Below are 25,037 nucleotides of genomic sequence, written 5' to 3' on the forward strand. Positions count from 1 at the left end.
TTTAAAGATTTTGACTTTATAACTGAATAGAGAAGAAGAGATGAAAAAATTATGTGTAGCTTTGGGTCTTGCATTTTGTAGCATGCATGCAACTTATGCCGAGCAAGCTCCTACCCAACAAGTACCTGGTTATTATCACCATCAATTTGGCAAATATCGTGTAACCTCTTTACTTGATGGCACGATTTATCTAAATCCTAACTTGTTTAAAAATTTAAATCAGACTCAGAAAACTAAAATATTAACTAAATATGCTGCTGTGAATGAGAAGGGGATTCAAACTTCGGTCAATGCATTTTTAGTAGATGATGGCAAAAGTTTGACGCTTGTCGATAGTGGCGCAGCAAGTTGTTTTGGCCCACAACTTGGTTCGATTGCAAAAAATATTGAATTAGCAGGTTATCAACTGGCAAATATAAAAACAGTATTACTCACGCATTTACACCCAGACCATGTATGCGGTATTACTCAAAATGGAAAAGCTGTATTTCCAAATGCAACCGTTTATGCACATGAACGCGAGGCTGATTATTGGTTAAATCCAGCTTCTGAAAAAACAGTACCAGCAGATAAAAAAGAAAGCTACTTAGGTACTGTGAAAAATGTAAAGACTGCTCTTGCCCCATATCAAGCAAAAAAAGCATTTAAGACATTTAAAGATGGTAATGTCATTCAAGGCTTTGAAGTGATCGATACACGTGGTCATACACCTGGTCATCACAGCTTCCGCTTAAAGAGTAATGATCAGCAAATCATTTTTGTCGGAGATATTGTCCACTCACATTCTTTGCAATTTGATGCTCCAAAAACTGGGGTAGATTTTGACGTGAACTCTGAGCAAGCGATTAATACCCGTTTAAAAATGTTTGCTGAAATTTCAAATAAGCAGCAATGGGTCGCTGCACCACATTTACCATTCCCAGGCATTGGTCATGTTTATAAAGTAAATGCCGAGCAATATCAGTGGATCCCACTTTATTTCGATAATGTCGTAGAGAAATAAAAAAACAGGGCATTTATTGCCCTGTTTTTTATTAGAAATTTTGATTATTTTGCTGCTTTTTCATAATTAATAACGGCTTCACGGCCAAGCGCTGGGTCATCTGTAAAGACGCCATCAACACCTGCTTTGAAATAGGCTTCAAATTCTTTTAAAGCACCAGTTGGGCAGCGCTCAGCTGGTTTATCTTGACTGCATTTTAAAGGCGCTGGTAAGAAATTATTTTCTGGACGGAATGTATAAGGATGTACTTTTAAGCCAACAGTATGGGCATCAGAAATAAATGAGGTGGTTTGAACTGAGCCATTGTCATTAAAGTTAAGAATATAGCCTTTACTTGGTCCTACACCGTTTGCATATTTAGCAACATCTTTTAAACCTTGTGCTGTGGCTAAATCAGCATAAGTTTTAGTTTCACCAGATTCAACGAAGTCGGCTGGTTGTGACGTCTTGGCATCATATAGTTGAATGATTTGTGCATGTTTAATCGTTTTATGAAGGTCCAGTTGATCTTTTAGATATTTTAAATTGCTGACTTCAAAAGACTGTAAATAGACAGGTGCAATATCACGTGTATATTTATATTTGGCTAAGGTTTTAAGAAGGTTATCTTCCATCGCCAGATTATGATTTTTAAAGTAAGTCGGATGTTTAGTTTCAATATATAAACCAATGATTTTTCCAGTTTTTTTATAATTCGCTTCAGCCAGCTCAATAACTTGTTCTAGAGTCGGGACAGGGTAAAGGTCATTATAAGCTGTGTTTGCTGGTCGGAATTCTGGAATACGTTCACGCGCTTTAAGTTGCTGTAATTCACTTAAAGTGAAGTCTTCCGTAAACCAGCCTGTTAAGTCTTTACCATCAATATTTTTTGTTATTTTACGGTCTGCAAACTGGCTTAAGGTACTTACATTGGTTGTGCCGCCAATCTCATTTTCATGGCGAGTAACCAATACACCATCTTTTGTGGATACTAGATCTGGTTCAATAAAATCTGCACCATCATCAATGGCTTTTTGATATGAAGCTAATGTGTGTTCTGGACGTAAAGCGCTAGCGCCACGGTGTCCTACTACTAAAATTTTAGGAAGTTGATATTCTGGCGTAGTTGGTGTGTTTTCAGTTTTATCATCGTCATTACAACCAACTAAGCTAATTAAACTTAAGCATAAAATTGCTTTTTTAAACATAATTCTACTCATATTGTTTTAGTCGAAACGCATTTAGTCTGCTCGTTGAGTTTGACGTGATCATGAAGAATTCATGAATTTTCAGTGACACTTGTTAAAACCTTTTTTATGGGTTTGTAGGAAATGCCCATTCTGGCTTTGTTTTTGTCTTAATTGCATTTATTGTGTTAATTCTACTTGTCTTTTATATATCGCTCGTTGATGATCAAGATGCCGAATTCGGTGTTGCCACCTGTTAATTGACGACTTAATTCTGAGCAGCCATGCTATCTAAATTTTTTATTCAGCGACCTATTTTTGCCAGTGTACTCGCAATTATTGTTATGGCATTTGGTATTTTCTCGGTGCTGAATTTACCCGTTGAACGCTATCCCGATATTGCCCCTCCAAAAATTACAGTGTCGGCAAGTTATAGTGGGGCAGATGCGCAAACGGTTGAGCAAAGTGTTACTCAGATTTTAGAGCAGCAAATACAAGGGATTGATCACTTACTTTATTTCAGTTCGACCAGTGACTCGTCGGGCCGTAGCCGAATTACGATTAGTTTTGATAATGGAACCAATCCAGATACAGCACAGGTGCAAGTACAAAATAGCATTAGTGGTGTAATAAGACGTTTACCAGATGAAGTACAGCGCCAAGGAGTGACGGTAAGTAAGTCTCTGGGCGATACTTTTATGGTAGTAGGTTTATATGACTCGACAGGTAAAACGGGCAATATTGAGCTATCGGACTATTTAACTACGCATGTGGTAGATGACCTGAACCGTATTGAAGGGGTGGGTGAGTCAGATGTTTTCGGTTCGCAATATGCAATGCGAATTTGGCTAAATCCCGATAAATTAAAACAATACAATTTAATGCCAAGTGATGTTGCCAGTGCGATTACAGCTCAAAATACTCAAGTTGCCGCGGGTGCACTTGGTGATTTACCCGTTATCGATGGGCAATATTTAAATACTAAAGTTACAGCAGGCTCTCGACTAAAAACAGTCGAAGAGTTTAAAAATATTGTCGTGAAATCAAATCAAGCAGCGAGGTATGTCTATTTAAAAGATATTGCTAGAGTTGAGTTGGGTGCAGAAAACTATCAGTCTTTTAACACCATTAATGGTTATCCCGCCGCAGGTTTAGGTATTTCGCTGTCTTCAGGTGCGAATGCGATTCAAACTTCTAAGCTTATTCATCAGACTTTAGATGAGCTTACAAACAAATTGCCTGCGGGTTATAAAATTGTTTATCCGCGGGATAATACGCCGTTTGTTCAAGAGTCAATTAAGGAAGTCGTAAAAACGCTTGTTGAAGCGATTATTCTTGTTATTTTGGTGATGTTCCTATTTTTACAAAGCTGGCGCGCTACACTCATTCCGAGTATTACCGTGCCGGTTGTTATTTTAGGGACTTTTGCTGTCTTATATCTGCTCGGTTTTAGTATTAACACCTTAACGTTATTTGCACTGGTGCTCGCCATTGGCTTGTTAGTCGATGATGCAATTGTGGTGGTAGAAAACGTTGAGCGGCTCATGCATGAACAGCATTTAACACCGAAAGAAGCAGCCATTGAGTCTATGGGTGAAATTAGTGGAGCCTTAATAGGGATTACATTGGTTTTAACTGCGGTTTTTATTCCAATGTCTTTTTTAGGCGGTTCAATTGGGGTGATTTACCGTCAGTTTTCTATTACCTTAGTTGCCGCTATGGCGTTATCGCTTGTCGTTGCATTAGTCCTCACACCAGCTTTATGCGCCTTAATTTTAAAGCCTAACCCTAAGCCTATGCGTTGGGCAGTTTGGTTTAACCAAAAAATTGATCAACTTAAAAATCAATATATCAAGATCGTACAAACAAGTATTCGTTACAGTAAATCGGTTGTTGTGATTTTTGTGGCTCTGATTGCTGTTTTTATGCTGTTTTATAGTGGTTTAAAAAGTGGGTTTATTCCTAAAGAAGATCAGGGCATTTTAAGCGTTCAAATTAAACTCGTTGATAGTGCCCCAATTTCTCAAAGTCAGAAAATTGGAGAACAAGTTCGTCAATATTTCCTGACTCAAGAAGATAAAAATGTCGACTTGGTTTTAATCCGTTATGGCCGAAATTATTCAGGTACAGGGCAGAACTTGGCCCAAGGATTTATTGCTTTAAAACCGTGGGATGTGCGTACAGGAAAAGAGGATTCGGCAGACGCTATACAAAAGCGTGCGATGAAATATTTTAGCCGTTTTAATAATGCTCAAATCAATGTGACTTTACCTGCTTCAGTCAATGGTCTAGGTCAAACTGATGGTTTGGATTTATGGATTCAAGATTTAAATGGGCAGGGGCAAGATTTTCTAGATAGCACCTTCCGTCAGTTGCAAACTCAAAGTAAAAACTACTCAAGTTTTGAAAACTTTGATAAGCAATCAACCAACAGTAAAGCCAACCTAAATATCAAAATTGACCAGAAACAGGCATTAGCAAATGGGTTAGAGCTACCTGCGATTAATAACACCCTGTCGAGTGCGTGGGGTGGAACTTACGTGAATGACTTTATTGACCGTGGTCGTATCAAGCGTGTCATGATCCAAGGTGATGCTGAATTCAGATCGAAACCTGAAGATTTATATAATTGGTCCGTACGTAATAACCTAAATGAAATGGTGCCTTTTAGTTCCTTCGCTAACTTTAGTTGGGGTGGGGCTCCTGAAATTGTAAAACGCTATATGGGTTATAGTGCTCTACAACTACAGGCTGATGTTGCGAGTGACAGCAGTTCTGGTCAGGCCATGAAAGATGTTGAGCAACTTGTAAATCAGCAAAAGGATGTGGGTTTAGCGTGGACAGGTTTATCTTTTGAAGAACAGAAGTCGACAAATCAGGCAGTCTGGTTATATTTAATTTCAGCAGGCTTTATTTTCTTATGTTTAGCAGCTCTATATGAAAGCTTGAGCATTCCCGCTGCTGTGATGACCTCTATTCCGCTTGGGGTAGGGGGAAGCGTTATTTTCTCTTATATTTTCGGTCTGCCAAATGATGTTTATTTCCAGATCGCATTGTTAACCACGATTGGCTTGTCGTGTAAAAACGCAATTTTAATTGTTGAGTTTGCCGCGTTGGCTCAAGAAAAGGGCAAGAATGCAATTGAAGCGGCTTTAGAAGGCGCTAGCTTGCGTCTAAGACCGATTTTAATGACATCTTTGGCTTTTGGTGCCGGAGTACTTCCTTTGGTCTTTGCACAAGGTGCAGGGGCTGTGAGTCGTCAGGAAATCGGTATTAGTATTTTAGGTGGCGTCATGTTTGGTACTGTGCTGGTTTTATTCTTTATTCCAGTGATGTATGTATTATTGCGTTCATTGTTTCGATCGAAAACTTCGAGTTAACAGCAAACAATTTAAAAACAGGCGTTAAATCAAGTATATTAAGTTCAACTTCTCTTCATATATTTGATTTAGATGCCTCAAGAAAAAAAATTAACAGAGCAGCAGGTCATTGCGCTAGAACGAGACCTTGCCAAGTTTGCCACCATGATGGACAGCGCAGTGCGTATTCCTTTTACAAAGCAGGGTATTGGTGCAGATGCGGCATTAAGTACCATTCCTGTTGCGGGTGATATCGCTGGTTTTGCCCTTACATGCTATGCCATTTATAAAGCTAAACAGATTGGCGTGCCCCAACACAAGTTAACTCCAGTGATTAAGCTGGCTGTTGTAGATGCTGTAGTGGGTTTTGTTCCGGTTGCAGGCACTATTTTTGATATTTTTATACGTCCTAGTAGAAAAGCATTAGATGTAGTGCACGCCCACATACGTGAAGAATATGCGATCCAGAGCGATATTCATGTTGTTCATCCATATTTACATGAAAAGCTCGAAAAGAAGCAGCAGCATTCAGCCTTTTGGCGTAATCCCGTAGTTAGTTGGTTATGGTTACATATCCCCGATTTATTAGGTGCCTTTGTACTGCTTTTAATTGGCTTGGCTATTTGGTGGGGAGCAAGTTATCTCTGGGGTTTATATCAAACCATGTCATAAAAAAATAAAGCCTCCAACTGGAGGCTTTATTACTTCACGTTAAACGTTTTATGGGCAATCTAATTGATGTAAAGCTGCCACACGTTGTTCAATTGTTGGGTGGGTCTGGAACAAGGCAGCTAGACTAAAACCTTGCTCTTTACCTTCCGCAATCGCGAAAGCTTTCATTTCTTTTGGCATTTGATCTGGCATTTCTGTCTCAGCTTGTAGACGTAATAATGCAGAAATCATTGCTTGTTTACCTGCTAAACGCGCACCTGCTTCATCAGCACGGTATTCACGATAACGAGAGAACCACATCACAATCGCAGAAGCGAGAATACCAAAGACGATATCTAATACTATGGTAATAACGAAGTAACCCATACCCGGTGCTTCACCATCTTGACGACCAAAAACATTACGGTCGATAAAATCACCGACTACACGAGCAAAGAACATAACAAAGGCGTTCACGACACCTTGGATGAGTGCTAGGGTAACCATATCACCATTCGCAACGTGACCAATCTCATGCGCAAGCACAGCACGTAGCTCATCTTTATTCATACGTTCAAGTAGACCGGATGAAACGGCAACTAAGGCATCATTCTTATTCCAGCCTGTTGCAAAGGCATTGGATTGATATGATGGAAAAATACCAACCTCTGGCATATTAATACCAGAACGTTGAGAAAGTTCAGCGACTGTTTGCAATAACCAGCTTTCAGCTTGGTTACGGGGAGCATTCGGGTCGATCAGTTCTGTACCGGTCGTTTTCTTAGCCATCCATTTTGACATGAATAACGAGATTAAAGATCCCACCATACCAAATACAAAACAGATCACTAAAAGGTTGCCTAGATTCAAGCCACCCGCGCCATGGTAACTACCGACACCGAAGAGTGACAAAATAATGCCAGCTACAACCAGTACCGCGAGGTTGGTAAGCAAAAACAAACCAATCCGCATCATTGAGAAAACCCTCTTATAAATAAAATGTTATCTGATTTACAAATTCTAAATCATGCAGCTAATATGCGGGGCTTAGGGGAAAAATTCAAGAAAAAAATAAGGAATTGATACATTCTTTCACGTAATAGAATGTACCTAAATTTAAGGAATTATTGGCTAAATTAGCCTAAATGGTAAAGATCAGGTAATAGATCATTACAATTTAAAGCCCAGAAACCTGATGGAATACAACCGTCAATAAATGTTCTTATTCTATTCGAATATGTGCAATTGCAGTGGCATTGTTCGTGACATAAGTACCTGTAGGCGCATCGGTAAATGTTCCATTAGATAAAGTCACAATTTGACGAGAAGAGGAATATTTAGGTGCTGGTGCTGCTGTTTGAGCTGTTGTATTTTCAGCTAAATTAGAAGATTGAGAAGAGACTTGCGCTGAAGTATTAGAAAAAGATGAAAAACCTGAACCAGATGAATATAAGTTTTGATATCGACTCGTTACACGGCGCACATAATCTTGTGTTTCACGAAAAGGTGGAATACCGCCGTATTTATCAACATTACCTTCACCTGCATTATAAGCAGCAAGTGCCATTTGTGTATTGCCACGAAAACGCTTGAGTAACCAGCTTAAATATTTTGCACCTGCAAAAATATTTTGCTGAGCATCAAAGGCATTGGTCACGTTAAATCGACGTGCAGTCGCAGGCATGAGTTGCATAAGACCTTGCGCCCCTACTGGAGAGCGGGCATTTACATTAAATCCTGACTCAGTATGCATAACGGCCTTAATTAAGCCTTCAGATACACCATGCTGTAGAGCAGCTTGTTTAATAATATGATCAAAAGCATTTTTATTTTTATTGTAGCTAGGCAGAACAGAGGCTTCTGATGCTCCCCAGTTCGTATAACTATGGATATTACTGTCAGGGTAGTAAGTCACTTTTACTTTTTTAAGTGATTGATCATAACTTTTTCGGTTAGTCAGCAATGTACTACCATTCTTATCTTGGTAAATATACATTTGGCCTGCTGAAGTCGACGTTATGCCGACCGAAAAAGTGGTCGTCCCCAGTAAACAAGAAAAAAGAAATTGAACCGATTTTTTCATTTTATGTTATTCACAATTTTAAGGTATTCAAAACTTGCCGAAGAGTTTATCAAAAAATATTACAGAAAGAACTTTTGTGTAATTTTTTTTATTTCGACTCTTTCAAAAAATCAAGCTGTTTTGTTCGAATGCTCATCAAAAAAAATTAAAAATTATTTTTAAAATGATTCTATTGACTTGAATAACATGTTGATATTAAAGGTTAAAAAACATTGGTTAAAAAATGATCAATTTAAATAAAACCCTTAACAGAAGGCCTCAACAGTTTGTCAAGTACGAAGAAATCCACAATTTTATCCACAGGTTTTGTGGAAAACTGTGGAAAAGTCCAAAAAGTAAGCACTTTGCACAAATTTTGAACGCTTCAGTCAAAAAATAGCAAGACTTTTGCATCATGCCGGAGCAATGTGACGGCTTCAAGAATTGAAACTATTCTTTTGATGCGATTCTCGTCCGAATCATATAAAATTGCGCGGTATTTTTATTTATGGGTATACCTCGTCTATGTACGCGCCAGTTGAGTCTAATCAGGGATTTAATTTTAAGCCTGAACTTCCAACAAGCTCGGCCTATTACCGTTTGCTCAAGAAGCTTCGCCGTCAAGTTGGGCATGCTATTCGTGACTTCAATATGCTTGAAGAGGGCGATAAGGTCATGGTGTGTGTTTCTGGTGGTAAAGACAGTTATACCTTGCTCGATATCATGTTGCAGTTTAAACGTATTGCCCCAATCAATTTTGATGTGGTCGCTGTTAACCTTGACCAAAAGCAACCGGGCTTTCCTGAAGATGTTTTACCACGTTATATGGAAGAGAATAACATTCCATATTACATTCTTGAAAAAGACACCTATACCATTACTAAGCGTTTAACACCGGAAGGTAAAACCTACTGTGCAGTGTGTTCACGTTTACGCCGTGGTTCTTTATATGGCTTTGCTCAAGAAATCGGTGCGACTAAAGTTGCTTTAGGGCATCACCGTGATGACATTCTTGCAACATTCTTCTTAAATCTTTTTCATGGTGGTAGTTTAAAGGCGATGCCTCCAAAGCTTTTATCATCAGATAAGAAGAATATTCTGATTCGTCCATTGGCATATGTTGAAGAAAAAGACATCATCAAATATGCCGAGTTACGTCAGTTCCCAATCATTCCGTGTAATCTTTGTGGCTCGCAGGAAAACTTACAGCGTGCCATGCTTAATGAAATGCTACGTGACTGGGATAAACAATATCCGAAACGCTTACACAGCATTTTCGGTGCGTTACAAAACGTATCTCCGTCTCAGTTAGCAGACCGTGAACTGTTTGATTTTGAAGCTCTAGATTCTCAGCGTGAGCTGGATTTTAAAGATCCAGAAGAGCTTAAAAACCGTTTAGATGTCGTGAACTTAAGCTTTGCTGCTGAATAAACAATAGACATAAAGAATGTTAAAGGCACTTTATAAATAAGTGCCTTTAATGTATCAAAATACTAAAAAATGAATGTTCCGTACAAAAAGTCATAGCCCTAAATTTAAATTACATGCTATAACAACGCTCAAGCAGAATTGCTTCACATGATGTTGTCTGGATAGACAACTAGAGAAATTGAACAAATAAATTTGAGGAAGAATCATGCCTGCATTTTTAACTGAAGATTGGTTTGCTACTGTCGAAAAATTAACTGCTGAAGCAGGGGATCTTAATTTGCCACCCGCTCTTGCGAATTTGGCAATTAATTTAGTAGTTACAGATGCTTCTGGAAATACCGAATTAGCTTTAGATGGGGGTAAAATCCAAAAAGGTTTGTCTTCAAATGCCAAAACAACTTTAAATATGGATGCTGAAACTTTACGTAAAGTATTCTTAGAGTTTGATATGGCTGCTGCTATGCAGGCATTCATGACTGGTAAAATTAAAGTTCAAGGCGATATGTCTCAATTAATGGCTTTACAAACAGCTAAGCCAAGCCAAGAACAAAAAGATTTGTTCAAAAAAGTATTAGAGCATACAGCTTAAATTTAAAAGAATTCATATAAAAAGCTTACCCATAGAGGTAAGCTTTTTATTTATACAAACAATGAATTTATCAACTTTTAAACAATAAAAATTAGATATTAATTCGCGTTTGCGCCGTTTTGATATGTTCAAGATAAGCACGGATACGAGTGACATATTGAACTGCTTGCTTATATCGACCATTTCGCGTTTTATTACTTTGCAAATAGTCATAGAGATTGACCCATTTGTTCGGATCTTTCCCTTGAGATTGCAAGCGCTTCTGAATTTGACTTACCGCACCCGGTCCCATGTTATAGGCCACAAGCGCATACCAGTTCCGATCAGGGAAGGGAATATTATCAAATTCAGTTAGCATCAAATCGTAATACTTTGCTCCACCTTGAATGCTTTGAGCTGGATCACTACGATTGCTCACACCCATTGCTCGAGCAGTGCTATTGGTGAGCATCATTAAGCCACGAACACCTGTGGGCGAAACAGATTCTGGCTTTAAGTATGATTCTTGATAACCAATTGCGGCAAGTAAATGCCAGTCGAGATCATATTTCGCTGCACTTTGTTTAAAGCTCGCTTTATAAATCGGTAAACGCGTCGTTAAGTCACGTTGAATGGTCGACCAAGCTTCTGGTTTCACCACATTACGATTATAAAAAGAAGCGAGTTGCTGCGTCACACCATTTTGCTTACTTTGGCATACAAAGCCACTGGCAGTCTGGGTGAGGGGGTCATCAGCTTGTTTAAACACCCAGCTTAACTCAGGATTTAAACCATTCTTTTGCAAATTGACGGTATCACCACAACTTGCAGAAAAGGACATTAAACCTTTGTTCTCGATGGTACTTAAACCTGCGGTCGTCATTGCAAAGTTTGCTTTACCTTGCTGAACCCATCTAAGTGCAGTGGCATTGTCTGCCACGATTTTAAAGTCCAGCTTTACATTAAGGGTTTGCGCATAGTTACGAGCTAAGTCATAACCAAAACCGTGTAAAAACTGATCTTCTTTGAAAACAGTTGTCGGGCTTTCTACAGCAACAACAGTTAGAGTGTTTGTATTTACTACAGTATTGTACTGTAGGGTTTTTCCTGCATTGATACTATGAAATGGAAAAAGCATAGTACTGAGTGCAAGTGCTTTTAACGGGAGAGAAGAAAATAAAGAGTTAAGGCAAAGCCTCGACTCTGAACTTGAATTACTGTGCATGTTGTCTCCGCTACAGATAATTTATGCCCAAAAAGTCAGACAATAAGCTGCCATAACTTTTAAAAGTTGATAAATTCAATAAGGGGTGGGCAGTCATGACGTCATTCAAAATGACATGAAATGAAAAAAACAAACTGTGTAGGAAATCTACATAGTTTTCTGAAAGGTTAAAAAATGCTCAACATTTAATCTGCGCGCATCATAATATTGAAAAAAAGTATTGTCAAATTTCGTACAATTAAATATTCGATATAACATTATAAACACATGAATTTCTTAAGGAAGAAAATTTATACACTTCTGATATGAGAAAATAGGGTATAAAATGCTACATCTTGTAAGCGATATGTTGTTGAACAGTGGTTTTTAATCATGAAATCTAACTTAATTACTCGGTCAGGGCATGACAAATTAGTTGCTGAATTAAAACAACTTTGGCATGAAGAACGACCGGAAATCACAAAGAAAGTGAATTGGGCTGCAAGCTTAGGTGATCGCAGCGAAAATGCAGATTATCAGTACAACAAGCAGTTACTTAGAAAAATTGATCGACGAGTACGCTATTTAGGAAAACGTTTAGAAGAATTAAAAATCATTGATTACGCACCAGAACAAGACGGTAAGGTGTATTTCGGCGCTTGGGTAGAAATTGAAAATGAAGAAGGTGAGCAGAAAACTTTACGTATTGTAGGGATCGATGAAATTTATGACCATCACCCGCAGCATATTTCGATTGAATCACCTATGGCCCGCGCACTGCTCGGCAAAGAAGTAGATGATGAGATTGAAGTGCATACGCCATCTGGAAAAAAGCTTTGGTATATCAATACAATTCGCTATGAAAAGAATGAAAACCCAGAAAAATAAATCAATTTGTATTTATTTTGAGCGTTTGAATTGAAAGTTAAATAAAAGATTTGCCAACTTGTGTTTTTGTTTATATTATAGCGCTCGTTGGAAGCGTGGCAGAGCGGTTTAATGCACCGGTCTTGAAAACCGACGAGGGTGTGAGTCCTCCGTGAGTTCGAATCTCACCGCTTCCGCCAAATTCTTAAAAAGCCCTTGTTAATGACGAGGGCTTTTTTTTATGTATAGGACATAAATTACAGTAATAGTTAGCTTAAATTTTGCTAACAACTCCTGAAAATTTCATATAAATCAAATAAGTATATATTTTAATCAAAATTGTTGTATTTATATAATATATTTTTTATTTTCAGTGCCTTACCAAGCACATGTCTATATATCAGAATCGAACAAGTTATTTGTAGAATATTCACTTATTGATATATGATGATCCCATATTTAGAAACTGATTCAAAACATAATTCTATTGTTCAGCGAGCAAGATCAAGGAAGAAATTAGGCTGAATTCAGGCTTCTAAACCCTTATATATCTGGAGTTATTTCCAGCCAAATATTGCATTTCTACCCAATGGTTGGGAATGCCTCGCTCTTTTGTAGAGTAGGCGTTTCCTATTTTAGGATGTATCTATGAAAAAATTATTTAGTGTCTTGTTCAGCGCATCTGTACTCACACTGACTGCATGTAATAAACAACCTGCACAAACTGAAAATACAGCACCAGCTAAAGACAAAACTGAGTCAGTACGCACCATTAAACTTGTTTCAACAGGTTCAGATACTGACGTATGGAAATACGTTGCAACGCTTCCTGAAACTGCTCAAGCGGGCATTAAACTCGAAGTGACCAACCTGACCGACTACGTTGTGTTAAATACATCTGTAGCAAGTGGCGAACAAGACGTAAATGCGTTCCAGTCATTTAACTATTTGGCCGCTTATAACGCTTCAAACACTGCTAAAGTTGCTGCTGTTGCGACAACTTACTTGGAACCAATGGGTCTTTATGCAAATACAGTGAAAACTGTTGATGAGTTCCCACAAGGCGCTACAATCGCAATTCCCAACGATACTGCTAATGAAGCTCGTGCATTAACATTATTACAGTCTGCTAAACTGATTAAACTCAAACCAGACTTTGACCCTATAAAAGGGACAACTAATGATATCGCTGAAAACCCTAAAAATTTGAAGTTAAAACCAATTCAAATGACAACAGCAGTTCGTGTTAAAAACGATGTTGATGCAATTGTATTGGGTAATACTTTGGCACTTGAAGGTGGCTTAAACGTACTGAAAGATTCTATCTTCCGTGAGCCTGTTGACCAGTCTACAAAGCTTTATGTGAACTTATTGGGTGTGGCTGAAGCGAATAAAAATGACCCGATCTATACGAAATTAGGTGAACTTTACCACTTACCTAAAGTACAAAAGTTTGTGAGCGAAAAATTTGCAGGTACAAAAGTTGAAGTCAACAAACCTGTTTCTGAGTTTACAGACATCAAATAAGTAATTTTTTAATTAAAATTATTTTTCAAAGCTAAGTCACGGTAATCGGGGCTTAGCTTTTTTTATAGTATGTTCTGTTTCAGAGTAATGAGCTCTTAATAGATTTAAGAGCTTCTAGAAAATATGCTATTGAGACGCAAATAATATAATAAATAGATTAAAAGAAATGGCTAAAATATATGAAAATTGGATTTTTATGATCCAATAATAATTTTAGAGCCATACATAAGCTTATCAGTATTAACAAAGGCTTAATCACTCTTGAGCCAAATCTTACAGCAAATTTTGCGCCAATCGAAGCCCCAATAAAAGCTCCACCAGCCATCACTAAAGCGATTGGAAAAATGACGTATCCTTTAATGATGAAAATAGATAGAGACCCTAGGTTACAAGCCACATTTGCTAACTTGGTATAAGATAAGGCGCTCACCAACTTAAAACCTAACAGTAGTACAAATGCAACTATGAAAAATGAACCGACTCCAGGGCCAAAAACTCCATCATAAAATCCAAGTAACGGTGCAACTATTAGAGCAAATATAAAGTAAGGGATAAGAGGTTTTTTATCAACATCACTTAATTTGGGTGAAAAAATAAAATATAGGGCTACTAGAATCAAAAGTATTGGAACGATAGTTAAAAGTACGTTTTTAGGCATTAAAGTAACTGAAAGCGCTCCTAATATTCCCCCTAAAAAAGACATACAAGCTATAGGAATTGCCTTTCGCCATTCGATTAGTCCTTTTCTTGCGAAACTAATAGTTGCTGAAAGTGTTGCAGAAGCAGCTTGCAATTTATTGGTAGCTATTGCAGATACAGGAGACACACCTGATATAAGCAATGCAGGTAGAGTTATTAACCCTCCACCACCTGCAATAGCATCAATAAATCCAGCTACCATCGCAACTAGACCTAAAATAAATAGGAGTTCAAAATTCAATTTATTAGCCTTTCACAATAAGAGGATTTTTTTGCAGTACAATATAGTCAAGATTTTTTCTATAACCAAATAAACGAACTAATGTTCTTCGGTTATCTTTAATAGTATCTCGACAATGTAAGCATAAACTATTATTAATAATTAAAACTGTGTTAGGATTTAAATTAATAGAATCAACAATACTAGTTTGTCGAACAATTGATTCAAATTTATAAAAAGCATTTTTAATTTTTATAGAAGCATTATCATTTGGAGTAAATCTATATGAATTGTATTTTATGGCTTTATAACCATATTTATCTACTTCTAGGATAGAAACATTTTCTCCTCCAGACCCTTCGCCCTCATTAAATGTTTCACTTCTTGTGAAATTAAAACTTTCTGTTGTTAAAGCCAGTGTCTCTTCAAGAGTTAATTGGCTTAATACTCTTGATATTGGAATTAAACTTGTAGGTTCATTTAAAGGATTCCATCTTGCTGTTAAAATTAAGGAAGAAGGAGCTGGTGAATGATTATTAACAACTTTAGTAACTGTATGGTAAGGAGCTTCGGTATGTGCCGTTAATTCTATACCTGAATGTGAACTCTTATCAGGATTCTCATTTTCAATTTTTGTAACTCCTCCACCTTTTAAGTTCGCAACGACTCTAACGATTTTACCCACATTATCAATATCAAATGCGAAAGCATCTTCCTCAAGAAGTGACAATATTATTTGTTCAGAAGAAGCTAATGTTAATATATCTATATCTTTTTCGAGTATTTCAAGAGATGGTAGTTGCTTTAATTGAGTAATATCAATTCCACTATGACCTAATTTTCTAATATGTAGCCCTTCAAGTACAAGATATGGTATTTCTCTATGAATATATTTTTCTATAATACTTTTTTCATATGAATTTAACTTTTCACTTAATATTTTTTTAAAATCTAAAATTTTTTCTTGTACATCTAAAGAATCTGGACCTCCTAATAAGGCTAATTCGTATGACATTTCACTAATTAAATGAGAAATCTCAGATGAAAGATAAAGATGATAAGTTTCGAAATTCTTAACTATTTGATTCATGATTTATTTGTATTGATTAAAAATTCCGCTACAGACTAGTCTGTATTTTTTTTAAAATCAATATATTTTGAAAAATTATATTTTTTTATATTTCTTAGAAGATAATGATCTGTGTTCTTTACCATCATTAAATTAAAATTAGCTTTTCGCATAGAAATTTTTTTAAATATTTGGACTATCTCATAGGGAATTGGAGAATACTTAGTCATACCATTGATTTCATAAAATCCTTTTGATTTTCCCTCTTTTGTTTCTACTCCATCTAATTCTCCATAAATTATTAATATTTCTCTTTCATATTTTATTAAAAAAGACCAAATTGATGATGAGAGAAAACTGTATGATTTAGAAATTTCTTTTTTAAAATCATTGCCATAATTTTTGTTTACTGCTTGATCTGAATATATAGCTGGACATAAGAGAACCAATCGATCTATTGTAAATTTTTTTGCTAAATTAATTGCAATATAACCACCTAAACTATATCCAATAACAATATCTACCTTTTTTAAAAGACTGTAAAAAAAAATGGCCTCATTGATGTTTTGGGATAAAGATGATTTTGTTTTACTTGTACTATTTAACCCACTTAAATTAAATGAAAGAGTTCCAATATTTTTATTCCTAAGCAGACTTTCTAACGGGTGCAAGGAGCTTAAATCAGAATTACCGCCATGTATAAGTAAAGCTATTCTTTCTGGAAAACCATCACAATAATTGAATTTGGCTTCTAATTCATAAGTACCAAAATTATGTATAAAAAAGAAAGAGTTTTTATTTTTAACAGGATCCTCATTTTTTAACTTATGCATAGGTAACTTTGTGACTTTAGAAATAGTATTAGAAAGATATCTATGTGCAATTGATATCATGTCTTGGTTTTCCATGACTTATATTCCTATTAGAGGTATTCAGGAGTTTGTTGTATAGAAATAAAACTTAAATAAATAACAATGAAAATTCTAAAAAGCCTTGTAAAACAGGGACTCTTATATATTCTTTATCATATAATGAATAGAGATTATAACTTTATATATTTAATAAAATATTATGAAAAATTTAGATGGCTTACTTAACAGAATCCAAGCAGAGACATTGAGTTTAGTTACTCATAGAGATAGCTACTGTATACAAAGCACAAACTACTCAAGGAGAGGTTTTTGTAAAAGCGTATACACGGAAAGTAGATAATGACAGATATTGTGAAATATTGAATGAGCTTAATGCATGTTCCCTAGTCCCCAAGTTATTAAATAAATTTGAATGGGAAAATTATTCTATTGTTGTAATGAGTGCTTTAGAAGGGCAGCCAGTAAACAATATTTTAAAAAGTTGTTCGAGAACAGAAAAATTATTATTGCTAAAATCCGCGGGATTATCTCTAGGAATTTTTCATCGAGCGATTAATTCTTGTGGTTTACTTGAGATGAATTTCTGGAAGGGACGAGATAATTCTTCTGAAAACCCAACTTTATGGAGCGAACATCTAAAATTAATGACATCAAAGTGGATGTCCCGAATCGATCCCTCTAAAGCTGACTATCAAGAATTTAGTTATGAGCTGAGTGAGTTGCTTTTATATTGCAAAGATTTACGAGAACCCGCCAAGTTGAGTCTTTTGCATTGTGACTATATTGGTCGGAACCTTCTGGCAACTAGTAGTAATAAAATCTCTGGTATTTTAGATTTTGAGGCTGCTCGTATTGGAGATGCGGTTTATGATCTAGCGAAGATGGTCTGGGTAGATATAGATTTCTCTGATTTAGAATTAAGAAATTCATTTCTACGAGGTTGGGAAATCACTTATGGGGAAGAAGTTCCTCAAAGGGAATTTTTATGCTATGTCGGTATTCAATGTCTTGCAGCAATAGCTTGGACAGATAAAAATAAGCCTATGGAAGATAATACTATCTTTAGAACTTCAGCCATTAAGACATTAAAAATAGTATTAGAAGAGTTGCAGATAAAGTTTTAGTAAATTTTTAGTTTCATTAATAAATATTGCTGATGTTTGGTAAGTAATCTTATTTTCATTTAATACATATTATTTTGATTTTAGAAAAACACCTATCTAATAAATCACTATAGAGCTTAACCTATTGTCTCTTTATCTGAAAAATTTCTAAACCTTAAATTTTTACCATACAATCAAAAATCACAATAAAATTAAGGTGAAATAATGAAAAAAAATATATTGATTCTTAGCTTATTAATTGTCAGTGTACAGAGCTGGGCTGAATGTAAAATTGGTGATCTAGAGATTGATCCAAGCGCTTCACAAACACCAGAAGGGACACCAAATCCAAGCAACTATATAACAATAACTGGGCAGAAAGTGTTAACTAAGGCTTTGGCTAATATAAACATAGGAACACTGATAAAAACTAAATCTGATACCAATATTGCTCAGTCTAATGTGATTGCTTTTGAATATATTTTCAAGAAACCAATAAATCTAAATTCAAATGAACTAGCTTCAGGGTTTATCACAGGAACAAGTAATTTTGATGGTATTGTTTTTGCTGCGCCAAGTTTTGGAAGTGCATATGGTTCACAGCAGAATTTATTTATGAGTTCTATTTCTGGAAACATAACCCCAACTCAGACACAAAATGAAGTTTTAGCAAATGAAACAGTGAGAGTTGGGATTTATTACAATCAAATCAGCAAGAAAATTGGTTATATTGTAAATGGCGTAGATAGGGGATACACATGGAGTTATACAACCCCATTAAGCAAAATGAAGTTTGCTATTGCAATTGAAGAGGGATTTTATGCTTCCAACTCTAGTGCTTTAGGTAAAGAAATATCATATGAAATAGTATCTGATCATTCGAAACTACAATTTACCTATCCAACAGGCACCACAGATATTTGTGGAACATCTCTTTAAAATAGACCACATATCCAAATGCTGCCTCGCTATCTAATGAGGCAGTTTTTATTAGTCTATTGAATAATCCATTTCTATACTCGCAATCAAATAAAATATTTTATACATTCTTGTCTATTAATATTGAAAAGATATTCCTTTAAAATTATTTTTAAAGTTATTTATAAAAGTAGTGCAAGCATTTATTAACTCTGGATATGTTGCATAAATATTGTTTTGATATTTATTGAACTAAACTGAGTTAATTCTCCATAAATTATCTTTTTCTTTTCCAAAAGTGAGAATATTTTTTTCATCAAACTCCATAGAGGTGTAAGAAAAATTGGGTTTCTCATCTCTATCAAGCCATTGTTTTATGTAAATGGCAAATTCCAATAAGAGTAGATCCTCTTCATTGAAGATAATTTTATTTTTAACTTTAACTATCAAAGTACCTTCAATTTCTGATGAAATAATAGGATCTATGATAGCGCTTTGTGGGCCATGCGTGATTATATGGGAAATTTCCATATTACCTTTTTTGAGTTTTATATAGTAAAATTTTTAATAAGTGTTCTATTATAAAAGGATTTTATTTAATTCAGTTTTGAGCCAATTAAAAAAATTAATAAAATCTGTTTCAGATTGAAAGTAAATATTTGCTTCCTCTGTAAAGATCTTCCAATCTAATAAATCATCATTTACTAGCTTTGAAATTTCATCAATACATATAGGAATTTCATCAGGATTTTTTTGAAAATAATTTAAAATATCTTGATTACTTTCAAGAATATCTAAATATCCCAGAAAAAATCCTATTAGATATCTATATTTATCTAAATATGTGGCCATGAAACTCCCTTTAGCTAAACCATATACAGGTTCATCTACTTCAAAATTGACATTATATTTTTCTAGTAATAGTGTTGCAGTTTGATGTGTGCGTATATATTTGACACTATTATATGATCAATCTCGGATAATTTTGAACAAATTTCTGCTCAAGGCAATCTATGAAGAGAATAATTTTAAAAAATGGTATGGTATATCCATTAAAGTTTAGAGAAAAAGAATGACAGCTCGTGCTCTTGAACAAGCAATTAAGAATTTAGTTAAAGCTGCACAAATCGATAACTTTGGTGATGTAGAAGCTGTTGATACGGCTCTTGTAGAAGTTATGATTTTTAATGATCCTTCAGTGATTCGACCCTTAATTCGGTTAATAGAAGATAGTGCCCAATACGATGAGGCAATATTTTCGATCATACATAGTATTGAATCTTTTGATGATGATATTTATATCTCTGAAGTTCTGAAAGAGTTACCTTACTTAGTGCATAAATCTCCAAAATGGGCTGATATTTTATTTAAGAGAATATTAAATAGTGATAGAGCAAGAGAAACCCTTACTGAAAAGCTCTATTCGGCCTCTTTAGAGATTAAGTCGGTAGTCTTATGCATTGTTGGAGTAATTAATAAAGAGAGTTCTAAGTTTTTAGAAAAAACAGTTGGTGTGATGGTTGCAGCAAAGACAGGTTTATAAATTATTTAGTGTTGAATTAAATATGTTATATGATGAAAAGCTCTTAATGTATCCTTATAAAATTCTAGAAATTTGAGTAAATTTATGTGGGACACGGTCATTTCTATTTCTATTTCTATTTTTGATCATTGGCTTTCAGAAGTAGAAGCTGATCAATCGAATATCATTTGCTACGACATTTCATTGAAAAATAATAGCTTGGATGAATATTTAAATGGAGAAGAAAAATTCTTAAACTTTTACTATCAACTTTTTGATGAGTATTCTTTTAAAGATAATAAAAAAATAGATTTTGATGAATATAAAGCCACAGTTATACAAAGTCTAAGAGAACAACGGTTAATGGATATTTATATTCAAAATGGAAGAATAAGGTTACAAGGTGGATTTGATAGGACTGATCAGCTCTTTTTAGCTAATAGATCTTTGATCCCAGATATTATGAAAAAACTAGAAATAAGTAAATTACACGTTTTAAAGATAATGAGTTATGAAGATTATTTAAAATTAACGTAATGCAGCTTATACGAAATCGTTCTAGCTCAATAAAAACAGCCTTTCGAGGCTGTTTTTATTTCCCCTTTATAAACCCTCATTTAACAATAACTCACTCATTATTTATCCTTACTTTTTAATGATCTAATTTAAAACAAATGTCATTTTGTGTGCTTGACTGTAAAAGAGCGGAGCACTATCCTTTGCCTGCTGGTCACATTGCCAGTCGGTTTTAGCAGACCGTATATTATCTCCCGCATCAGAGTTATTCCTTCTGAGGAATAGTCTTGTGTGGTAGCCACTCGTTCCTTTCCCGTAGCGGTAGGACGGGAAAGGGACACCTTCGGGTGTGCTAGTTTGAGATAATACTAGTCTGCTAACCCTTTTCCGTTCTGCCACCATAATTCTATAAATGTCTGGCAGAACTCCCAATAAAAAGGAGTTGGCTTTGCACATTCTTAATTTCTTGGCAGTCTTTGCCAAAAGCTATAACGACACAACGTAAATTATATTTAGCAGCTTGATTATCTTTAGGGTTCTCAGGCTTTAAGTCATTACGGCTCAAAAAACTTGCATCAACAATAAAACTTGAGATGTGCTAAGCACAGTCTTTACGGCTTTGCTATGCCTTTTTTTCTCCCAGAAAGGGCACAGGCTTTTTTTATCTCATTTATATACAACAAAAATTTAATTTATAACGGTAAAACTATGCCACATTCAGATCTTCCATTTCGTGCTTTGAGCGTACTTCATACCTCCCGATTTCTTTTTAATAAATACGGTTTTCACAAAGTCGGGGTGGACCGAATTATTGAATCTTCGAAAACCCCCAAAGCGACTTTTTATAATTACTTTCACTCAAAAGAAAGGCTCATTGAAATGAGCTTAACCTTTCAAAAAGATGGACTTAAACATGAGATGCTTTCAATCATCTATGTTCAAAAAGACTTAACTCTGCTTGAAAAGCTTCGCAAAATTTACTTTTTACATGCGGATTTAGACGGACTCTATCATTTGCCCTTTAAAGCCATTTTTGAAATTTCAAAAACACATCCAAAGGCGTATCAGGTGGTGGTTGAATATCGAAACTGGTTTATTAATGAAATCTATAATTTACTTTTAACAGCCAATTCAAATGCTTCAAAACAAGATGCACACATGTTTTTGTTTGTGATTGATGGGGCAATGGTTCAACTTTTAGACCCAAATAAGGCGGGGGAAAGAGAAAAATTACTAGATTATTTTCTAATTTCTTGGGGGAAGTGAGGTGAAAAGTGTGAGGATAATAAAAGATGAAATATAAATAAGCTATTTTTTAAAACCAACTTTTGATGTCGAGCTGAATTGCTAAGCTCCCTGCAATGCAGGAATATTCGCTAAATATTGAGAGTTGGGTGGTTTTTTAATTTTTATATTATTACCAATTATAAAAAATCACGGCTTAAATAATGTGACTGAAGTTGTGTTATGAATTATTTCTGTGGATTGTTTGGGCAGATAGTTTCATAGTTATTACATAGGTTACTTTTTGTTCAATCACTCTTACATATAGCAACGTTATATCCATCATACTTTCTTAAAAATCTGACTAACGGACAATGTTAGAATAAGAAGGAGAGAGAACAATGTCACAATTTTTAATCATTGCGGAGAAGGTTTATAAAAAATTTGAGGATGCAAAATTGTTCTCTGACAATATTATTGAGCAGTTGAATAATTTAGTAAGTATTATCCGACAAGAGCTAAAAGGAACACCTTACAAACTTAAGTATAATTTTATTAACTTTGAAGAGTGTCTCAACAAGCCTTTAAGTGAATGTATGGTTAAGCTGGATATCAGTTTAATGCCTTCTTATAAGAATAAGTGCGAATATATTATGTGGTTGGCAAGCTTTATTGAAAGAATAACAACAGGCGGTCAGCGGAAATTCCCTCCTTTGAAAAAGCATAAGCCACATACGGTTTTACAAGACATGGGGAGCCAAGAACTTAAAGCGCATAAGGTAGATCTCGGAAAAATGATTACGAATTATTTTGATTCACCGGAATTTAAGAAAGTTTTGGGAAAGAATTAAAAAAATCCTAAAATATGAAATAGATAGAGATAGCACCACACTTTCATAGTTGATGGAGCATTTTGAATATTTCACTTTAAATAAGATTCAAAATCAGCTTTATAGTGTATCTCAAATTAAAGGCTTCCAATTATTCATAATAGAATAAGAAGCGTATAGAAGCCTGAAATCTAATTAATAACTTAGAATGTATTTTGAATAATTACATCATCAAAAGGAAGTTTACCCACACGTGGGTAGGGCTGAGATGCTGATTTACCAACGGCAATCATTAAACACACCACGTGGTCTTCAGGTAAGTTAATTAACTTCGCCATTGCATCAAAGTCAAAACCATCCATTGGGCAACTGTCTAGACCATGCTCTTGAGCAAGAAGCATTAAGGTCTGAGCAAAAATACCCGCACTACGCATCACTTCGTCACGTTGGGTTTGTGGGCGGTCGCGGTAATATTGATCAATTGCGCCTACCATAATATTTTGCACTTCTGGCGAAGCCCCATCCCAAACACGTTTAGCATCGGCTTCCCACGAGCTTACTTTCGCGCATAACACAATCAGTAAAGAAGCTTCGGTAACTTGTGGCTGGTCCCACGCAATGGTGCGAATTTTTTGTCTGAGTTCAGCGTCTTCAATCACAACAGGGCGCCAGTGCTGCAAATTAAATGCACTTGGGGCATTTGCTAAAACTTCTTGTAATAACTGTTGTTTATTTTCTTCAGAGAGTTGAAATGATGGGTCGAAGCGTTTAATTGCGCGGCGTTGCTGAATGGCATCAATAACGTTCATAAGACATTCCTATTTGTTGGTTTAACCGTTTTAAAGATACGAAGTAATGTTTAGCGGTGGTTCTGATTAAACTTAATTAATCTAGCAATATCAATGGTTCTCTCGAAAATGAGTTCCGATGCATGTTCGCAGGCTTGTTCTAATGTGATTGGACCGTTTGTCAGTGAAAAAGCAGCCGTAACGCCATGTTGATAAAGCGTTTGGTAGCCTTCGCCTAAAGTGCCTGCAATCACAATAACAGGTATATTTTTCATTTTCGCGACTCGACTCACACCAAAAACTGTTTTGCCATTTAAAGTCTGTCGGTCAAATTTGCCTTCACCCGTAATGACCCAATCCGCATTAGAGACTTTATTGGCAAGCTGATTGAGCTCAGCTACAACTTCGACCCCAGCTTTAAACTCTGCATTTAAAAAACTTTTGGCAGCAAAACCTAAACCCCCAGCCGCACCAGAACCAGCTTCATTTCTTTTATCGAAACCGAGCAATTGTGCCGAAACATCCGCAAAATGGGCAAGGGCTTGGTCAAGTAGTTGTAATTGAGCAGGGGTAGCACCTTTTTGTGGACCAAAAATATGTGATGCACCATTTGGACCACAAAGTGGATTTGTGACATCGGCAGCCAATAAAAAACGTGTCTGGTGAATACGCTGGTCGAAATGAGTTAAATCAATTTTTGACAATGTTTGTAAAGCGAGACCACCATCGGGTAAAAGGTGTTGGTTCGAGTCTAATAAACGTGCACCTAGCGCAGTTAATAAACCAGTACCACCATCATTGGTTGCACTACCGCCCACAGTTAAAATAATTTCTTTTGCACCTGCGTCTAAAGCTTCCCTAATGAGCTGGCCTGTTCCAAAAGTTGTGCTGTGACAAGCATCGCGTTGTGAGGGTGGAACTAGCTGGATGCCGCTGGCTTGTGCCATTTCAATTATGGCTATTTTTTGTTTTTCTAACCAACCCCATTTTGCCTGAACAGGTTGACCTAAGGGGCCAGTTACTGTTTTTTCACGCCATTGGCCATCCCAGACTTCTAATATTGCTTCAATTGTGCCTTCACCACCATCTGCCATGGGGCATAAAACCGTTTCGGCTTCAGGAAAAACCTCATTCCATCCTTTGGCAATTGCCTGAGCTACATACAACGCAGATAGGCTGTCTTTAAAAGAGTCAGGGGCAATTACAACCTTCATAAGTTCTCTAAATTTAATTTCTTTTCAAATAATTTATACTGCTTAAAGCAATAAAAGCCTAGCTAAAGTCTTGTAAATTTCAGTGTGAAAAGTAATTAGGGGCCGTTAAAAATATAAAAGTAATTATGTTTTTATCTGTAAAAATTAAATCTTATAGATTTTAACTTTTTGTTATTTATTGAATTTTTAAAAATTATGGATGGGCTTAGAATAATTGTAATTGT

At 35.7% G+C, this 25,037-nt stretch carries 23 protein-coding genes, 1 tRNA gene and 1 pseudogene; 14 read left to right on the forward strand and 11 right to left on the reverse strand.

The window, feature by feature from the left end; all coding sequences use genetic code 11:
- The first annotated feature begins 40 nt into the window (after nt 1–40).
- Nucleotides 41–1,003 carry an MBL fold metallo-hydrolase gene (locus KTH84_RS06285; RefSeq protein WP_262472515.1) on the forward strand — a complete coding sequence of 321 codons (963 nt, stop codon included), beginning with the start codon at nt 41–43 and terminating at the stop codon, nt 1,001–1,003.
- Between the two features lie 44 nt (nt 1,004–1,047).
- Here KTH84_RS06285 and KTH84_RS06290 read toward each other — a convergent pair whose 3' ends face one another.
- A complete protein-coding gene (locus tag KTH84_RS06290) occupies nt 1,048–2,190 on the reverse strand; it encodes a glycerophosphodiester phosphodiesterase (RefSeq protein WP_262472517.1) in 1,143 nt (380 codons plus the stop codon).
- A 263-nt stretch (nt 2,191–2,453) separates the two neighbouring features.
- Between KTH84_RS06290 and KTH84_RS06295 the strand changes: the two genes are divergently transcribed.
- Entirely contained in the window at nt 2,454–5,549 is a 3,096-nt protein-coding gene (locus KTH84_RS06295) for a multidrug efflux RND transporter permease subunit (protein ID WP_262472519.1), read from the forward strand.
- Nucleotides 5,550–5,621: 72 nt separating this feature from the next.
- Nucleotides 5,622–6,200 carry a DUF4112 domain-containing protein gene (locus KTH84_RS06300; RefSeq protein WP_262472521.1) on the forward strand — a complete coding sequence of 193 codons (579 nt, stop codon included), beginning with the start codon at nt 5,622–5,624 and terminating at the stop codon, nt 6,198–6,200.
- A 48-nt stretch (nt 6,201–6,248) separates the two neighbouring features.
- Here the strand turns inward: KTH84_RS06300 and htpX are convergent, their stop codons facing one another.
- Nucleotides 6,249–7,154 (reverse strand): protease HtpX, encoded by a 906-nt coding sequence (gene htpX, locus KTH84_RS06305; RefSeq protein ID WP_133972127.1) that lies wholly within the window; start codon nt 7,152–7,154, stop codon nt 6,249–6,251.
- Between the two features lie 247 nt (nt 7,155–7,401).
- On the reverse strand, nt 7,402–8,262 hold the full coding sequence (locus KTH84_RS06310; RefSeq protein ID WP_262472524.1) for a lytic transglycosylase domain-containing protein: 861 nt from the start codon (nt 8,260–8,262) through the stop codon (nt 7,402–7,404).
- 504 nt (nt 8,263–8,766) lie between these two features.
- On the opposite strand from KTH84_RS06310, the gene ttcA reads away from it, so the two are divergent.
- Together ttcA and KTH84_RS06320 are read left to right on the forward strand one after the other, a co-directional pair.
- Nucleotides 8,767–9,672 (forward strand): tRNA 2-thiocytidine(32) synthetase TtcA, encoded by a 906-nt coding sequence (gene ttcA, locus KTH84_RS06315; protein ID WP_003650120.1) that lies wholly within the window; start codon nt 8,767–8,769, stop codon nt 9,670–9,672.
- A 205-nt stretch (nt 9,673–9,877) separates the two neighbouring features.
- Nucleotides 9,878–10,261 (forward strand): SCP2 sterol-binding domain-containing protein, encoded by a 384-nt coding sequence (locus KTH84_RS06320; RefSeq protein WP_002118641.1) that lies wholly within the window; start codon nt 9,878–9,880, stop codon nt 10,259–10,261.
- A gap of 91 nt (nt 10,262–10,352) precedes the next feature.
- On the opposite strand, the gene KTH84_RS06325 is transcribed toward KTH84_RS06320, so the two are convergent.
- On the reverse strand, nt 10,353–11,465 hold the full coding sequence (locus KTH84_RS06325; protein WP_262472525.1) for a transglycosylase SLT domain-containing protein: 1,113 nt from the start codon (nt 11,463–11,465) through the stop codon (nt 10,353–10,355).
- Nucleotides 11,466–11,837: 372 nt separating this feature from the next.
- On the opposite strand from KTH84_RS06325, the gene greB reads away from it, so the two are divergent.
- The 3 genes from greB (at nt 11,838) to KTH84_RS06340 (ending at nt 13,838) form a co-directional block, all read left to right on the forward strand.
- The gene (gene greB, locus KTH84_RS06330; RefSeq protein ID WP_133972131.1) at nt 11,838–12,332 is read left to right on the forward strand and encodes a transcription elongation factor GreB; all 495 of its coding nucleotides are present in this window, start codon (nt 11,838–11,840) and stop codon (nt 12,330–12,332) included.
- Between the two features lie 89 nt (nt 12,333–12,421).
- A tRNA-Ser gene (locus KTH84_RS06335) sits at nt 12,422–12,511 on the forward strand.
- A gap of 448 nt (nt 12,512–12,959) precedes the next feature.
- Entirely contained in the window at nt 12,960–13,838 is an 879-nt protein-coding gene (locus KTH84_RS06340) for a MetQ/NlpA family ABC transporter substrate-binding protein (protein ID WP_133972133.1), read from the forward strand.
- Between the two features lie 157 nt (nt 13,839–13,995).
- Here the strand turns inward: KTH84_RS06340 and KTH84_RS06345 are convergent, their stop codons facing one another.
- Genes KTH84_RS06345 through KTH84_RS06355 form a run of 3 tightly spaced genes read right to left on the reverse strand, consistent with a single transcriptional unit; the run spans nt 13,996 to nt 16,734 of the window.
- Nucleotides 13,996–14,739 (reverse strand): TSUP family transporter, encoded by a 744-nt coding sequence (locus tag KTH84_RS06345; protein WP_202743109.1) that lies wholly within the window; start codon nt 14,737–14,739, stop codon nt 13,996–13,998.
- Nucleotides 14,740–14,782: 43 nt separating this feature from the next.
- Entirely contained in the window at nt 14,783–15,847 is a 1,065-nt protein-coding gene (locus KTH84_RS06350) for a hypothetical protein (protein WP_202743082.1), read from the reverse strand.
- Between the two features lie 35 nt (nt 15,848–15,882).
- Nucleotides 15,883–16,734, reverse strand: a complete 852-nt coding sequence (locus KTH84_RS06355; RefSeq protein WP_262472528.1) for an alpha/beta fold hydrolase — start codon at nt 16,732–16,734, stop codon at nt 15,883–15,885.
- Nucleotides 16,735–16,897: 163 nt separating this feature from the next.
- Here KTH84_RS06355 and KTH84_RS06360 point away from each other — a divergent pair.
- A pseudogene (locus KTH84_RS06360) lies at nt 16,898–17,822 on the forward strand (aminoglycoside phosphotransferase family protein).
- 204 nt (nt 17,823–18,026) lie between these two features.
- The gene (locus KTH84_RS06365; RefSeq protein WP_202743079.1) at nt 18,027–18,740 is read left to right on the forward strand and encodes a DUF4882 family protein; all 714 of its coding nucleotides are present in this window, start codon (nt 18,027–18,029) and stop codon (nt 18,738–18,740) included.
- A gap of 231 nt (nt 18,741–18,971) precedes the next feature.
- Here the strand turns inward: KTH84_RS06365 and KTH84_RS06370 are convergent, their stop codons facing one another.
- Together KTH84_RS06370 and KTH84_RS06375 are read right to left on the reverse strand one after the other, a co-directional pair.
- Nucleotides 18,972–19,250 (reverse strand): hypothetical protein, encoded by a 279-nt coding sequence (locus KTH84_RS06370; RefSeq protein ID WP_227574861.1) that lies wholly within the window; start codon nt 19,248–19,250, stop codon nt 18,972–18,974.
- A 48-nt stretch (nt 19,251–19,298) separates the two neighbouring features.
- Entirely contained in the window at nt 19,299–19,571 is a 273-nt protein-coding gene (locus tag KTH84_RS06375) for a hypothetical protein (protein ID WP_202743078.1), read from the reverse strand.
- Nucleotides 19,572–19,791: 220 nt separating this feature from the next.
- Between KTH84_RS06375 and KTH84_RS06380 the strand changes: the two genes are divergently transcribed.
- From KTH84_RS06380 to KTH84_RS06400, 4 genes are all read left to right on the forward strand, one after another.
- On the forward strand, nt 19,792–20,262 hold the full coding sequence (locus tag KTH84_RS06380) for an Imm30 family immunity protein (RefSeq protein WP_202743077.1): 471 nt from the start codon (nt 19,792–19,794) through the stop codon (nt 20,260–20,262).
- A gap of 84 nt (nt 20,263–20,346) precedes the next feature.
- On the forward strand, nt 20,347–20,778 hold the full coding sequence (locus KTH84_RS06385; RefSeq protein ID WP_262472532.1) for a hypothetical protein: 432 nt from the start codon (nt 20,347–20,349) through the stop codon (nt 20,776–20,778).
- Between the two features lie 687 nt (nt 20,779–21,465).
- Nucleotides 21,466–22,023, forward strand: a complete 558-nt coding sequence (locus tag KTH84_RS06395; protein ID WP_262472781.1) for a TetR/AcrR family transcriptional regulator — start codon at nt 21,466–21,468, stop codon at nt 22,021–22,023.
- A 359-nt stretch (nt 22,024–22,382) separates the two neighbouring features.
- Entirely contained in the window at nt 22,383–22,832 is a 450-nt protein-coding gene (locus tag KTH84_RS06400; protein WP_262472533.1) for a hypothetical protein, read from the forward strand.
- A 182-nt stretch (nt 22,833–23,014) separates the two neighbouring features.
- Here KTH84_RS06400 and KTH84_RS06405 read toward each other — a convergent pair whose 3' ends face one another.
- The gene (locus KTH84_RS06405) at nt 23,015–23,620 is read right to left on the reverse strand and encodes a nitroreductase family protein (protein WP_133972155.1); all 606 of its coding nucleotides are present in this window, start codon (nt 23,618–23,620) and stop codon (nt 23,015–23,017) included.
- A 50-nt stretch (nt 23,621–23,670) separates the two neighbouring features.
- The gene (locus KTH84_RS06410) at nt 23,671–24,813 is read right to left on the reverse strand and encodes a glycerate kinase (RefSeq protein ID WP_262472534.1); all 1,143 of its coding nucleotides are present in this window, start codon (nt 24,811–24,813) and stop codon (nt 23,671–23,673) included.
- Nucleotides 24,814–25,037: the final 224 nt, after the last annotated feature.

This window comes from Acinetobacter sp. WU_MDCI_Abxb74, from assembly GCF_025513915.1.
GTDB classification, from domain to species: domain Bacteria; phylum Pseudomonadota; class Gammaproteobacteria; order Pseudomonadales; family Moraxellaceae; genus Acinetobacter; species Acinetobacter calcoaceticus_C.

Excerpts from the sequence above, each read along its gene's own strand:
- KTH84_RS06285 (WP_262472515.1), top strand. The coding sequence starts at position 41 with ATGAAAAAATTATGTGTAGCTTTGGGTCTTGCATTTTGTAGCATGCAT.
- KTH84_RS06290 (WP_262472517.1), bottom strand. The coding sequence starts at position 2,190 with ATGTTTAAAAAAGCAATTTTATGCTTAAGTTTAATTAGCTTAGTTGGT.
- KTH84_RS06295 (WP_262472519.1), top strand. The coding sequence starts at position 2,454 with ATGCTATCTAAATTTTTTATTCAGCGACCTATTTTTGCCAGTGTACTC.
- KTH84_RS06300 (WP_262472521.1), top strand. The coding sequence starts at position 5,622 with ATGCCTCAAGAAAAAAAATTAACAGAGCAGCAGGTCATTGCGCTAGAA.
- htpX (WP_133972127.1), bottom strand. The coding sequence starts at position 7,154 with ATGATGCGGATTGGTTTGTTTTTGCTTACCAACCTCGCGGTACTGGTT.
- KTH84_RS06310 (WP_262472524.1), bottom strand. The coding sequence starts at position 8,262 with ATGAAAAAATCGGTTCAATTTCTTTTTTCTTGTTTACTGGGGACGACC.
- ttcA (WP_003650120.1), top strand. The coding sequence starts at position 8,767 with ATGTACGCGCCAGTTGAGTCTAATCAGGGATTTAATTTTAAGCCTGAA.
- KTH84_RS06320 (WP_002118641.1), top strand. The coding sequence starts at position 9,878 with ATGCCTGCATTTTTAACTGAAGATTGGTTTGCTACTGTCGAAAAATTA.
- KTH84_RS06325 (WP_262472525.1), bottom strand. The coding sequence starts at position 11,465 with ATGCACAGTAATTCAAGTTCAGAGTCGAGGCTTTGCCTTAACTCTTTA.
- greB (WP_133972131.1), top strand. The coding sequence starts at position 11,838 with ATGAAATCTAACTTAATTACTCGGTCAGGGCATGACAAATTAGTTGCT.
- KTH84_RS06340 (WP_133972133.1), top strand. The coding sequence starts at position 12,960 with ATGAAAAAATTATTTAGTGTCTTGTTCAGCGCATCTGTACTCACACTG.
- KTH84_RS06345 (WP_202743109.1), bottom strand. The coding sequence starts at position 14,739 with ATGGTAGCTGGATTTATTGATGCTATTGCAGGTGGTGGAGGGTTAATA.
- KTH84_RS06350 (WP_202743082.1), bottom strand. The coding sequence starts at position 15,847 with ATGAATCAAATAGTTAAGAATTTCGAAACTTATCATCTTTATCTTTCA.
- KTH84_RS06355 (WP_262472528.1), bottom strand. The coding sequence starts at position 16,734 with ATGGAAAACCAAGACATGATATCAATTGCACATAGATATCTTTCTAAT.
- KTH84_RS06365 (WP_202743079.1), top strand. The coding sequence starts at position 18,027 with ATGAAAAAAAATATATTGATTCTTAGCTTATTAATTGTCAGTGTACAG.
- KTH84_RS06370 (WP_227574861.1), bottom strand. The coding sequence starts at position 19,250 with ATGGAAATTTCCCATATAATCACGCATGGCCCACAAAGCGCTATCATA.
- KTH84_RS06375 (WP_202743078.1), bottom strand. The coding sequence starts at position 19,571 with ATGGCCACATATTTAGATAAATATAGATATCTAATAGGATTTTTTCTG.
- KTH84_RS06380 (WP_202743077.1), top strand. The coding sequence starts at position 19,792 with ATGACAGCTCGTGCTCTTGAACAAGCAATTAAGAATTTAGTTAAAGCT.
- KTH84_RS06385 (WP_262472532.1), top strand. The coding sequence starts at position 20,347 with ATGTGGGACACGGTCATTTCTATTTCTATTTCTATTTTTGATCATTGG.
- KTH84_RS06395 (WP_262472781.1), top strand. The coding sequence starts at position 21,466 with ATGCCACATTCAGATCTTCCATTTCGTGCTTTGAGCGTACTTCATACC.
- KTH84_RS06400 (WP_262472533.1), top strand. The coding sequence starts at position 22,383 with ATGTCACAATTTTTAATCATTGCGGAGAAGGTTTATAAAAAATTTGAG.
- KTH84_RS06405 (WP_133972155.1), bottom strand. The coding sequence starts at position 23,620 with ATGAACGTTATTGATGCCATTCAGCAACGCCGCGCAATTAAACGCTTC.
- KTH84_RS06410 (WP_262472534.1), bottom strand. The coding sequence starts at position 24,813 with ATGAAGGTTGTAATTGCCCCTGACTCTTTTAAAGACAGCCTATCTGCG.